Source organism: Burkholderia latens (assembly GCF_902499045.1).
Taxonomy (GTDB): Bacteria; Pseudomonadota; Gammaproteobacteria; order Burkholderiales; family Burkholderiaceae; genus Burkholderia; species Burkholderia latens.
Genome location: NZ_CABVPL010000026.1, coordinates 35,463 through 47,541, shown reverse-complemented (window position 1 = coordinate 47,541; position 12,079 = coordinate 35,463). Strand labels below are relative to the sequence as shown.

General features: G+C 66.1%; 11 protein-coding genes and 1 pseudogene. 9 read left to right on the top strand and 3 right to left on the bottom strand.

Translation table 11 applies throughout. The features are described from left to right. Window positions 1-3 precede the first annotated feature (3 nt). From fliJ to BSE24067_RS18445, 5 genes are all read left to right on the top strand, one after another. A complete protein-coding gene (gene fliJ, locus BSE24067_RS18460; RefSeq protein WP_151068606.1) occupies window positions 4-462 on the top strand; it encodes a flagellar export protein FliJ in 459 nt (152 codons plus the stop codon). A gap of 31 nt (window positions 463-493) precedes the next feature. Beyond that, the gene (locus BSE24067_RS18455) at window positions 494-1,876 is read left to right on the top strand and encodes a flagellar hook-length control protein FliK (protein ID WP_174904820.1); all 1,383 of its coding nucleotides are present in this window, start codon (window positions 494-496) and stop codon (window positions 1,874-1,876) included. A 781-nt stretch (window positions 1,877-2,657) separates the two neighbouring features. Beyond that, window positions 2,658-3,032: a hypothetical protein gene (locus BSE24067_RS32580; RefSeq protein ID WP_244130473.1), complete on the top strand. Its 375-nt coding sequence runs from the start codon at window positions 2,658-2,660 to the stop codon at window positions 3,030-3,032. Then, window positions 3,017-3,859, top strand: a complete 843-nt coding sequence (locus BSE24067_RS18450; protein WP_244130472.1) for a DUF6402 family protein — start codon at window positions 3,017-3,019, stop codon at window positions 3,857-3,859. The genes BSE24067_RS32580 and BSE24067_RS18450 overlap by 16 nt, the downstream gene beginning before the upstream one ends. Further along, on the top strand, window positions 3,856-4,371 hold the full coding sequence (locus BSE24067_RS18445; protein WP_151067649.1) for a hypothetical protein: 516 nt from the start codon (window positions 3,856-3,858) through the stop codon (window positions 4,369-4,371). The genes BSE24067_RS18450 and BSE24067_RS18445 overlap by 4 nt, the downstream gene beginning before the upstream one ends. Window positions 4,372-4,448: 77 nt before the next feature. On the opposite strand, the gene BSE24067_RS18440 is transcribed toward BSE24067_RS18445, so the two are convergent. Beyond that, complete coding sequence (locus BSE24067_RS18440) at window positions 4,449-6,089, bottom strand: GMC family oxidoreductase (protein ID WP_151067647.1); 1,641 nt, start codon at window positions 6,087-6,089, stop codon at window positions 4,449-4,451. A 720-nt stretch (window positions 6,090-6,809) separates the two neighbouring features. Between BSE24067_RS18440 and BSE24067_RS18435 the strand changes: the two genes are divergently transcribed. After that, complete coding sequence (locus BSE24067_RS18435) at window positions 6,810-8,252, top strand: coniferyl aldehyde dehydrogenase (protein ID WP_151067645.1); 1,443 nt, start codon at window positions 6,810-6,812, stop codon at window positions 8,250-8,252. Between the two features lie 82 nt (window positions 8,253-8,334). Here BSE24067_RS18435 and BSE24067_RS18430 read toward each other — a convergent pair whose 3' ends face one another. Together BSE24067_RS18430 and BSE24067_RS18425 are read right to left on the bottom strand one after the other, a co-directional pair. Then, complete coding sequence (locus BSE24067_RS18430; protein WP_420883490.1) at window positions 8,335-9,357, bottom strand: serine/threonine protein kinase; 1,023 nt, start codon at window positions 9,355-9,357, stop codon at window positions 8,335-8,337. 58 nt (window positions 9,358-9,415) lie between these two features. Further along, window positions 9,416-9,628, bottom strand: coding sequence for a hypothetical protein (locus BSE24067_RS18425; RefSeq protein ID WP_040142485.1), 213 nt, complete (start codon window positions 9,626-9,628; stop codon window positions 9,416-9,418). Window positions 9,629-9,899: 271 nt separating this feature from the next. Between BSE24067_RS18425 and BSE24067_RS32575 the strand changes: the two are divergent. The 3 genes and pseudogenes from BSE24067_RS32575 to BSE24067_RS18415 all read left to right on the top strand — a co-directional run. After that, a pseudogene (locus BSE24067_RS32575) lies at window positions 9,900-10,191 on the top strand (MFS transporter); the annotation flags it as partial. Window positions 10,192-10,595: 404 nt separating this feature from the next. Next, the gene (locus tag BSE24067_RS18420) at window positions 10,596-11,477 is read left to right on the top strand and encodes a DMT family transporter (RefSeq protein ID WP_151067639.1); all 882 of its coding nucleotides are present in this window, start codon (window positions 10,596-10,598) and stop codon (window positions 11,475-11,477) included. Window positions 11,478-11,781: 304 nt separating this feature from the next. Next, window positions 11,782-11,967 carry a hypothetical protein gene (locus BSE24067_RS18415; RefSeq protein WP_006482800.1) on the top strand — a complete coding sequence of 62 codons (186 nt, stop codon included), beginning with the start codon at window positions 11,782-11,784 and terminating at the stop codon, window positions 11,965-11,967. The last annotated feature ends 112 nt before the right edge of the window (window positions 11,968-12,079 follow it).

The following is a 12,079-nucleotide window of genomic DNA, read 5'->3' as shown; positions in this document are numbered from 1 at the left end:
CCGATGGCACACGGCTTTCCCCTTCAACTGCTGCTCGACCGCGCGCAGGAAGATCTCGACACCGCGGCGAAGCAGCTCGGCACCGCGCAGCGCGACCGCACGGCGGCCGCCGAACAGCTCGACGCGCTGCTGCGCTATCGCGACGAATATCACGCGCGCTTCGCGCAGTCCGCGCAGCACGGAATGCCGGCCGGCAACTGGCGCAACTTTCAGGCGTTCATCGATACGCTCGACGCGGCGATCGCACAGCAGCGCAACGTGCTGGCCGCGGCCGAAGTCCGTATCGACGAGGCGCGCCCGAACTGGCAACAGAAGAAACGCACCGTCGGTTCATACGAAATCCTGCAGGCGCGCGGCGTCGCGCAGGAAGCGCAGCGCACCGCGAAACGCGAACAGCGCGACGCCGACGAACACGCCGCGAAAATCCTGCGCATGAGGGCCGATGCGGCCCGCTCGGCGTAACCGCTCACCGCTTTCGAACGAGAGAATCGTCATGCCTCCCCTGCCCCTGCTCGGCGCGCTGCTCGACACCGTCGGCACCGCACTCAACGCCGCGACCCGCAGCGCCGGGTCGACCGCCTCCGCCGCATCCACCGGCAGCGATGCCGCAACCGGCCCGGCCGCCGTGCCGTTCGCGCAGACGCTGAAGCAAAGCGTCGGCACGCGTCACGACACGGCGAACGCCGACAAGCCGGACGCTGCGTCGAAGCAGGCGTCTTCTGCGCCGACCAGCGGCACGAAGCCGTCCGGCAACGGCAAATCCAGCGACGACGACAAGTCGATCGACGACGCGAACGCGACGCCCAACCCTGATGCGGCCGCGCTTGCCGCCGCGGCCGCCGTGCAGGCGCAACTGCAGGCGCGCGCGGCCGACGCGGCGCCGGCCGACGCGAATACCGCCGCGGCCACGGCCGCGCAAACGACCGCCGTGTCGGGCCAGCCGGACGCGACCGCCGCGCTGACGAATCATGCAGCCAAGGATGCCGCTGCCGAACCGGCCGCGCCGGCATCGAGCCGCGATACGCTGCAGGCGGCGCTGGCGAAGCTGACCGGCGGCTCGGGCGCGATCGCGATGCCCGCGACCAGCGCGGCCGGCGCCGCGGCGGCACCGGCATCGGCACCGTCCGCATCGGCCGCCGCCGCACCGCTGACGCAGAAGGCCCCGGCCTTCGACCGCACGCTCGCGGACGCGAAAGGCGCGCTCGCGACGCAGCAGCCGCCAGCGCAGGCCGCCACCCAGGCACTGCAGGCCGGTGCCGCCGGCCAGCCGGCTGCGCAGCATGCGTTCGCGGCCGCCGAAGAAGCGGCGAGCCCGGCCGCCGACGCATCGGTGTCGGCCGCTGCAACGGCCGCGGCCGCGGCAGCCGCGCAGGCGAACGTGCAGGCATCGCCGGCCGCCAGCTCGATCGCAGCGGCCAATGCGCACGTGCTGGCCCCGCATGTCGGCAGCGCCGACTGGACGGACGCGCTGAGCCAGAAGGTCGTGTTCCTGTCGAATGCGCACCAGCAAAGCGCCGAGCTGACGCTGAACCCGCCGGATCTCGGCCCGCTGCAGGTCGTGCTGCGCGTCGCGGACAATCACGCGCATGCGCTGTTCGTGTCGCAGCACGCGCAGGTGCGCGACGCGGTGGAAGCCGCGCTGCCGAAACTACGTGAAGCGATGGAAGCGGGCGGGCTCGGTCTCGGCAGCGCGACCGTCAGCGACGGCGGCTTCGCATCGCAGCAGCAGAACCCGCAACAGGGTTTCGCCGGCGGCCAGCCGTCGCGGCGTGCGCGCGCCGGATCGTCAAGCGTCGATGCACCGGCCGACGTTGCGCAATCCGCAGCGGCCGGCGCGACCGCGAGCCGCGCGGGGCTCGTCGATACGTTTGCCTAGGGCGCGTCCCGCCAATCACGAGCTTGCGCCGGCCGCCAGAGCGGTCGGCTCAGCTTCGGTTGGCCCAACCACCGCCGACGCTTGGCTCGCGACAATAACCGAGTGCCTGACACCGCCGATCTGTGGGCCCGGCTCCCAGCTTGGCGACACATCGGCGCGTTTCGAATCGTCCGTGGTCCTTGTCGATCTCCTGATGTTCTGTCGTGTAGTCTTGATAGACCTGCGGCACGCGCTCAATCGCATCAAGCGCATCAAGCGCATGGCGGGTTCGGCCCGGTAACGCCGACTGATTCTCCTTGACCGCCAGCACATATTCCCCGCCGCCCAGGCTTCCCGCACGGCAAAGCCATTCCTACAGATGGATTCGGGCTCGCTCACAAGCAAGCTGAAGCCCTTTTCAACCATTTACACGTTTCATGCGATTGCCCGGCCCAATTTCGGCTATTAATGGCATTTTCGAATTCGTCTGATTGCTTCTCCTTTCTCGTTCACGCAAATTTACGCGTAACAATCTTGACTTGTCTGCCGAGAAGGGAAATCAGGATGAAGAACACGTAGGGGGCATCAACCCATATTTTCGCCATCACCGGCGCGCCCATCGAACGCGGCGGACCAGCATTCGACCGTTCCGAGAGACTTGCGATTCGCTACTTCCCCGCACGGGGCATTCGCGCAGGGAGCATGGTGATTACTCAGGATTTTTAATAGGTTATCAGGCCAAAGCTTAAAGGCCCATATTCGAAAACCGCCTCGCAAATGATCTTCGATATTTCGACAATTAATGGCGAATGACAAAATCGCATATTACGCAGCAAGCAAGTTGATTTGGCAATGGAGACTTCACGGCGGTGTGGACGGCTGCAGGATTGTTCCCCATCTCGCGCTATCGATGGATCTGGCGCCCCCTCCGCTGCCCAAAAAACCGGAACCGAAGACTGCCCTGCCCAAGGCTGTATCCAGCACACCGAAGCTCGATCCGCTGGACAAGATGGTCGATGACATTGCACGAATGGCCGACGCATTCTCGCGCTTCAAGACCTGGCTGAACACGCCCGAACCGCCGAAAGCCCCTGAACCTGCTCCAGTCGAAAAAAGAAGGGAGCCGTACCGCCGTTCGATATCCAGGAAATTCCCGGTGCCATGCGCAAACTGCTGATGCCGATATCGGCAAGATTGATGGAGCGATGGTTCTCTGGCGCGCTGAATTATTCACGAAATAATCATGATGAGGTGGCAAACATCAATCAGGATGGCAAGCCATACCCATCTGACATGCATGACACGAAAACAGTGAAACTTGATTGGGTACTGAAATACAAGCGAGCAAAGGTGCAGTATGAAGCGCTACAACGGATCGAATATTTACGCACCCCGAAGTCACTAGAATCGATTAGCAAAGCACTGTTCTCACTCAGGGCGTCATATCGAGAAATTGACGCCCTCGATCTTTGCAAAGGAGATTTGAACGAATTGCACAAGCGCTTCCAGTTCCAGCGCGCCGGAGTGGAAAGCTCGCTCAGCCAAAAAATTGAAACGTTCATTTCTCAACAAGTGCGCGGGAGCGGAATACCCGATGACCTGACTGGCGCGCTTGGCTCCTTCAACTTTTACGCGGCAATCGGTTATGCAAAATTCAACCACAATGCCAGCCTTGTTACGATCACTTCCATCATCGTTTATATCAAAGACAATTACACATTCACTACGGAAGCAAACCAGCAATCTCAGTACCTCGGACACTGGAATCGTCACGGTGTGGTTATTGTGCCGGCCGCTGGAGGCGCCGGGATTGCCGGAATTCCTTGGATAGACTACCCCGTTGCCGTTGGCGACATCCGGGTTCGAGAGAACGTCTACTATCCCGTTCGAAATAGCTCATTTCAGCAATGGCAGCTGCACCACCAGCGAGGCGGCGACTTTGTCATATTTTCCGATTACCGCTATATAGCGTTGCGGCAACCCATTCAACTTCGATTCGCATGAGCACAATCGTCAACGAAGCCGGCATTGCCCTAATGGCAATCCTTCTGGTTGCAACCTTACCCATCGTCACACTCGCTTCTCTCGTTCGATTGCTGCACTCGATCCTGTCCAATCCAGGCGACTGGGGCGGCGCCATTCGGCAGGAGGTCAAGATTTTAATTCGACGTACCCTCACGTCAGTTGCCGTCGTCGTCGCCCTTGGGTCTGTGTGGGGTTACTGGAAGGACGCGCAACGGCGTGCGGGTTGCGAGCCTGACGCGCGAGACAGCGAACACTCTCCGGACGGAAGTTATCTAGCTCGATACTGCTATTTTCGGAATACGATCGTTCTTAGACTGTACGACAAGGAGGGAAAGCGTCTCCTTGCCGAACGAACGTATCGGGACACGTCTGGCCTGCCGGTGAGCCTTTATTGGAAAGAACGCGCACTGATGTACGCCGAGGAGCAAGAACTCGGCGGAATCAGTTTGCCACCAACCTTTCTTGATCGAGCGATGACGCAATTGCCGTAGTAGGTCACCATCCGCGTTGGCACAGAATCTCGGCGAGAAATCGGCCCGGCATCGCCGCGCCGCCCGCTGCCCACCGCTCAGCGGCCATGCACCGCCGCAGCCGCCTCGCCGCGCGGCACGCCGCCCTGGCGTGCCGCGACGATGAAATCCGCCGCCCGTTCGCCGATCATCACCGACGGCGCATTCGTGTTCCCGCCGATCAACGTCGGCATCACCGACGCATCCACCACGCGCAACCCTTCGACGCCCCGCACGCGCAACTGCGGATCGACGACCGCGCGCGCATCCGAGCCCATCCGGCACGTGCCCACCGGGTGATAGATCGTGTCCGCATGCGCGACGATCGTCGCGCGCAGCTCTTCCTCGCTCTGGTCGGGCCGCGTATACAGCTCCCGGCCGCCCTGCGACGCGAGCGGCGCCTGCGACAGGATCCGCCGCATCGCGTGCGCGCCGCGCACCAGCAGGTCGAGATCGCGCGTGTCGCTGAAGAAGCGCGGATCGATCAGCGGCGCGTCGCGCGCGTCGCCGCTCGCGAGTGCAACCGTGCCGCGGCTGAACGGCCGCAACGCGCACACGTGCAGCGAATAGCCGAAGCCCCAGTGCATCTTGCGGTTGTGGTCGTCGACGAGCGCGGTGCAGAAGTGCAGCTGCAGGTCCGGACGATCGAGCGACGGATCGCTCTTGATGAAGCCGCCGGCCTCCGCGACGTTGCTCGTCATCATCCCCGTGCGGCTCGAGAAATAGCGCGCGAGCGCCGGCGTCATCTTCGCGATTCCGCGCAGGCAAATGCCGACCAGCTCCGACGAATTCACGCGCGTGTTGATGATGAAATCGATGTGGTCGATCAGGTTCGAGCCGACGTCGGGCGCGTCGTGCACGACCGCGATGCCGTGCCGGCGCAGTTGTTCGGCCGGGCCGATCCCCGAGCACATCAGCAGTTGCGGCGAATTGAACGCACCGGCCGACAGGATCACTTCCGCACGCGCGCCGAGCGTCTCGACGCGGCCGTCGCGCGACACCACGACACCGGCCGCGCGCTTGCCGTCGAAGCCCACGCGCAGCACCGTCGCATCGGTGATCACGTGCAGGTTCGGCCGATTGCGGCCGTAGATGTATGCGCGCGCAACGCTGCAGCGCGAGCCGTCGCGATGCGTGACCTGATAGAAGCCGACGCCTTCCTGCGTCGCACCGTTGAAGTCTTGGTTCAGCGGATAGCCGGCGGCATGCGCGGCCTGGATGAATCGTTCGGAGAACGGATTGCGAAAGCGCAGATCGGACACCGTCAGCGGCCCGTCCGCGCCGTGCCACGCATCGGCGCCGCGCTCGTTGCCTTCCGCACGGCGGAAATACGGCAGCACGTCCTGCCAGCCCCAGCCCGTCGCGCCGAGTTGCGCCCACTCGTCGTAGTCGCCCGGATGGCCGCGCGTGTAGATCATCGCGTTGATCGCGCTCGAGCCGCCCATTCCGCGGCCACGCGGCTGGTAGCCTCGGCGGCCGCCGAGGCCCGGTTGCGGCACCGTCTCGTAACCGTAGTTCGTGCCGAGCTTGAACGGCACCAGCGCCGCGATCCCGACCGGCATGTTCACGAGCAGGTTGCGCTCCGTATGCGAGCCGGCTTCGATCAGCGCGATCGTTGCATCAGGGCACGCATCCGCGAGGCGGCTGGCGACGCTCGATCCGCCCGACCCTCCGCCAACGATGATGTAGTCGTATTGCATGTCACGTCTCCTTCGTGTCATGGACGGTGCCCGGCGCGGCCGGCTTCCGCTTGTAATGTTCGGGCATTGTAGGAATGGCCGTCGCGCGCGCGGCGCGCCGATTCAAGAGCGATTCCTCTAAACGGCCGCGTGAACTAAATTTAAGATGTATCGATTGATGCGACGCGATCCATCGGCCGTCAGAAGCCGCGCCGTCGCAAAACCAGGGAGACGACGATGCAGCGCGACGTTCTGCAGGCCGCGTGCCGACCGGCGAGTCCGGACGCGCCGCGCGCGGCCCGCATTTCATTTCAAACGCAAGCGCCGGCGCTCACGCGCCGCCCCCTCTGCGCGACCGGCCGAAATCGAACGACGCACGATGTCGCCGACCGTTTGGACGGTCTGCCGCAGATGCCGCGCGCACAGCTCGTTCGTCCGTCGCCGCGTGCGTTCGGTTGCGCGGCTTCGATGCGTCGGCAACGACGTGCAACGCGCGATCGCTCACCATTCGGAAGTGGCTTCGGGCCGCACACGCGTCCCGTGCGATCCCGTTTCGACCTGCACGCACCGTCGCGCGGATGCGACGCTCGCCGCATGCTTCGCCCGCTTTTCGGCCGCGCATCGGATCCGGCCCCGCGCCGCGCGATGCGCCCCTTCCCAACTCGCCCCGCCACGCTCGCCGAGCGCGCACGTGCGGCCTGACTGCTGGCCGACGTGCCACGCCCAACTGGAGGACACGACATGAAGAACGATCTGCCCGAACTGGCCCCGCAAGCGCTGCCGTCGGTCGATGCGCTGACTTCGCTGCTGCGCGACCAGCGCGCCGCGTACCTGCGCGCGCCTTACCCCGAGTGGGAAACCCGCGCGAAGCACTTGCGTGCGCTGCGCGCGATGCTGCTCGATCACGCGGACGCGCTCGCCGATGCGATCAGCGCCGATTTCGGCCATCGCGCGAAGCAGGAAGTGCTGCTGTCGGAAATCTGGATGGCGAAGGAAGAGATCGACGATGCGTTGAAGCACGGCAAGCGCTGGATGAAGCCGATGCGCAAGCCGATGAACAAATGGCTGCGGCCGGCGCGCGCGAAGGTGCTGCCGCAGCCGCTCGGCGTGGTCGGGATCGTCGTGCCGTGGAACTATCCGGTGCTGCTCGCGGCCGGTCCGCTGATCTGCGCGCTCGCGGCCGGCAACCGCGCGATCATCAAGATGTCCGAACTGACGCCGCGCACGTCCGCGCTGTTCGAGCAGCTGATCGCGAAGACGTTCGCGCGCGACCATGTCGCGGTCGTGAACGGCGATGCGGAAGTCGGCGCCGCATTCAGCGCGCTGCCGTTCGATCACCTGCTGTTCACCGGCTCGACGCACGTCGGCCGCCACGTGATGCGCGCCGCCGCCGATAACCTCACGCCCGTGACGCTCGAGCTCGGCGGCAAATCGCCGGCAATCATCGGACCGAATGCGCGCTTCGATGCCGCCGTCGACGCGATCATCGGCGGCAAGACGCTGAACGCCGGGCAGACCTGCATCGCGCCCGACTACGTGCTGCTGCCGCGCGGGATGGAAGGCGCGTTCATCGAGCGCGCGCGGGCGCGCTTCGCGAAGCTGTATCCCGACCTGTCGGCCAACGGCGACTACACGACGATCGTGTCGCCGCGCCACTACGCGCGGCTACAGCAGCTCGCGAGCGACGCGCAGGCGGCCGGCGCGCAACTGCATCCGCTGTCGGATGCGCAGTCCGACCCCGCATCGCGCCGGTTCGTGCCGTGCGCGGTCACGCACGTGCCGGCCGCGTCGCAACTGATGCAGGAGGAAATCTTCGGGCCGCTGCTGCCGCTCGTGCCGTACGAGCGGCTCGACGAGGCGATCGCCTACGTGAACGCGCGCCCGCGGCCGCTCGCGCTGTACCTGTTCGACGAGGATGCCGGCACGATCGATCGCGTGATGCGCGAAACGATCTCGGGCGGCGTGACGGTCAACGACGCGCTGCTGCACATCGCGTGCGGCAGCCTGCCGTTCGGCGGCGTCGGCGCGAGCGGGATGGGCGCGTATCACGGCTACGACGGCTTCGTCACGTTCTCGAAGATGAAGCCCGTGCTCACGCAGGCACGCGTGAACACACGCGGGCTCATCGCGCCGCCGTACGGCAAGCGCTTCGCCGCCGTGATCAGGATGATGCTGAAGTTCTGAGCGACGCGGGCTGCTGCGCACCACGCGCGGCGGCCCGCCGGACGATGCCGCGCGGCGATGCTCGCGCGTGCGCGGTCACACGTCACACGGGCCAGAGCGGCCCTTCCTGCATCGCGCCGATCTGCTCGCGCAGTTCGAGCACACGGGCTTCCCAGTAGCGATGCGTGTTGAACCACGGGAACGCGGCCGGAAACGCCGGATCGTCCCAACGGCGCGCGAGCCATGCTGCGTAGTGGATCAAGCGCAGCGTGCGCAGCGCTTCGACGAGATGCAGTTCGCGCGGCTCGAATTCGCAGAAGTCCTCGTAACCGGCGAGCAGGTCTGCGAGCGCGCGCGACGCGCCTTCACGATCGCCGGGCAGCAGCAGCCACAGATCCTGGACCGCGGGCGCCATCCGGCTGTCGTCGAAATCGACGAAATGCGGGCCTGCGTCGGTCCACAGCACGTTGCTCGGATGGCAGTCGCCGTGCGTGCGCAGCAGGCGAACCTCGCCCGCCCGCTCGAACGCGGCTTCGACGCCTTCGAGCGCGAGCGCGACCGCCGTTTCGTACGCAGCCCGTACGTCGTCGGGAATGAAATCGTGCGCGAGCAGGTAGTCGCGCGGTTCGTAGCCGAACGTGCGGATGTCGAGCACGGGACGTGCGACATACGGCTGCGTCGCACCGACCGCATGGATGCGGCCGATGAAGCGGCCGAGCCATTCGAGCGTGTCGCTGCGGTCGAGATCGGGTGCGCGGCCGCCGCGCCGCTCGAACACCGAGAAGCGGAAGCCGTCGAATGCGTGCAGCGTGCGGCCATCGATGACGCGCGCGGGGACCGCGGGAATCTCGCGCGCGGCGAGTTCGGCAACGAACGCGTGCTCTTCGAGGATGGCTTCATCCGACCAGCGTGCGGGCCGGTAGAACTTCGCGACGACGGGCGGACCGTCCTCGATGCCGACCTGATACACGCGGTTTTCGTAGCTGTTGAGCGCGAGCAGGCGCCCGTCGGTGCGCAGGCCGGCCGGCATCAGCACGCTGTCGAGCGCGTCGAGCACGCACTCGGGCGTGAGGCCGGCGAACGGCGGGCCGGCGGGTGTGGCGGGGGCGGAAGTAGCGTCTTTCATGCCCCGCATTGTGCCGTCAGCCGCGCCGAAACACGAGCGCTCGGTACGGCGCGCGCGCTCAGTGGATCGCGGCGCCGGCCGGCAGCACGGATTCGCCGGTATCGATCAGATCCTCGAGAAAGAACGGCTCGGTGTTGAGTTCCTTCGACGCGCCCGGCACGCCCGCGTACCAGGTCACCATGGCCATGTCGCCCAGAACGCGCTGAACGATGCCGCGCGCGCCCTTCGGCACTGCGATATGGGTAGTGCAAACAATCGACCCGACATGCATGATGGTTCCCCACTCTTGAAACTTGAAACCCGGCTCGCTGGCGAGCCGGCAAATGCACGATCCGCGCCGCCCTCGCCGGGGTGTTGCGCGTAATCCCATTGTTCACGGTTTATCGAAGCGCGAAAAGAAGAAGAAGCAGGCGAAGTGCCGCGAATTCGTCGAATGTCTCCAATCAACCACTGCGTCGCGCGTGCGCTTGCACGCGCCGTTACCCCCATCATACCCTGTCGAACGTGACTGTCCGCCGAATTCGGCCGGCCGCGCGATGCGTATGCGAATCGCGCAAGGCGCGTATCGTCCGGCCTTTGTCTCAGCAGTCGGAAGATGTCGCGTTGCGGTTCCCGACGGAACCCCGCCCACGGCCGCGCGCCGCGACGCCTCCGCGCCCTCTCTCGAACGCGGCTCGCGCAGCGACTGACGCGCGAGCGTCGCGCGGCTGGCTGCTCGCCGGCTACGCGGCCTTCTCGCTGCTCTGCTCCGTGCCGCTGCCGCCGCAATTCTCCCGCACGTTCGGCGTCAGTCCCGCGCAGAGCAGCCTCGCGCTATCGTTCGCGACGGCCGCCGCATGGCTGCGCCGTCGCGAACGCAGCGGCGCCGCGCGATGTCGCGGGGCGCGACTCGTCGCCCGTTGTTGCGCGGGATGATGCGTTGCGGTACCTTTGACGCTCATCCGCGTTCAAGCGCATTTCGACACACGATGCATCCGCACACGTCCGCTCTCGCAAAATCCCGGCCGCAGTTCGACACGCGGCCGCAGGCGTGCGCGCATCCGTCGGTCCTCCCTCCTCCTGTCGCACCGCCGCTCGTCGGCGCCGCGCCGCCCCCGCCGGCGGCACGCGCCGGCTGACCAGCCGGCTTCGCTTTCCGTTTTCCCGTCGCCCGTTTGCGGCCGTTCGTGCGTGCTCACGCACGGTGCACCGCTGCGCGCGACGTGGAACGTTTCGACCCGTTCGACAGGTGGATTCACATGGTTTCGTTCAAACGCGCGCTCGCCGCGCATGGCATCACGTCGCTCTTCGTCCTGCTGTGGAGTAGCGGCGCGATCTTCGCCGAACTCGGGCTGCGTCACGCGTCCGCGTTCGTCTTTCTCACGGCCCGCTTCGCGCTCGCGTCGCTCGTGCTGCTCGTGCTGGCCGTCATGCGCGGACGCTGGCTGCCGCCGCGCGGCGAGCGCCGCATGGCCGCACTGACCGGGCTGTTGATGATGGGCGGCTATTCGATCTTCTATCTGCTCGCGCTCGAGCGCGGGATCGCGCCGGGCGTGCTCGCGACGATCCTCGGCGTGCAGCCGATCGTCACGCTCGCGATCGTCGAGCGGCGCTGGCAGCCGATGCGCGTCGTGGGGCTCGGGCTGTCGCTGGCCGGTCTCGCGCTCATCGTGTGCCGCGGCGTAGGCGGCGCAGGATTGCCGATCGCAGGCGTCGCGTGCGCGCTCACGGCGCTCGCCGCACTGACCGTCGGTTCGATGCTGCAGAAGCACGTGCGCACGGCGCCTGCCGACGTGCTGCCGCTGCAGAACGCGATCGGCCTCGCGCTGTGCGTCGCGATCCTGCCGTTCCGGCCGATTTCGCTCGACGCCGGCTGGGCATTCGTCGTGCCGCTGCTGTGGCTCGGCATCGTGATCTCGGTGATCGCGCAGTTGCTGTTCTATCGATTGATGCAGCGCGGCGATCTCGTCAACGTGACGAGCCTGTTCTATCTCGTGCCCGTCGTCACCACGCTGATGGACGCCGTCTGGCTCGGCAACCGGCCCGAGCCGCTCGCGCTCGCCGGCATGGCCGCGATCGTCGCAGGGCTCGCGCTCGTGTTCCGCACGCCGGCCGTTCGCGCGCAGCCCGAGCGCACGTAACCGGACAGGCCGCCGCGCTCGCGCGGGTGCGGCGGCTCTCATCGGTCACGTACGACGATTCTGCGCAAAACGAAAGCAACCGGAAAGACTCGCGCAAGGCATTCGTGGTGTTCGCGCGAAAAATGCGAATTTCCTCGGGTTTTCCGCAGACTTTTTAATGGTTCGGATAGCGAAAAACGCCGCGGCGTTGCCTATACTCGAATCGTCCGCCCCGCTCGCAAACGGGGCGGCGCGATACTAGAAATGCCCGGCATGGGGCTGGAGAGCGCGCGTGCGCGTGCTCCGGCCGACTACGGAGACACGCATGACGACCTACTTCACGATCGGCGACTTCATCCTGTTGATTCCGATGGCGCTGGCCGGAGCGCTGTTCCTCGGCGCGGTGCCGTGCGCCACCCAATTCCGCCACAACCTGCTGCGCGTGCTCGGCGTCATTCTCGGCGTCGGTGTCGCGGTGCTGCTCGTCGAAGGGCTGCCTGCGCTGATCTAGCGCGGCGTCGGCGCGTGCCGGCCACGTCGTTGCATCGCAGCGGCGTGACGGCTTGCATGTGCGCGCCGCGATACGGTATCCGACAGTTCGCATACCGTATCGCCGTCGTGGC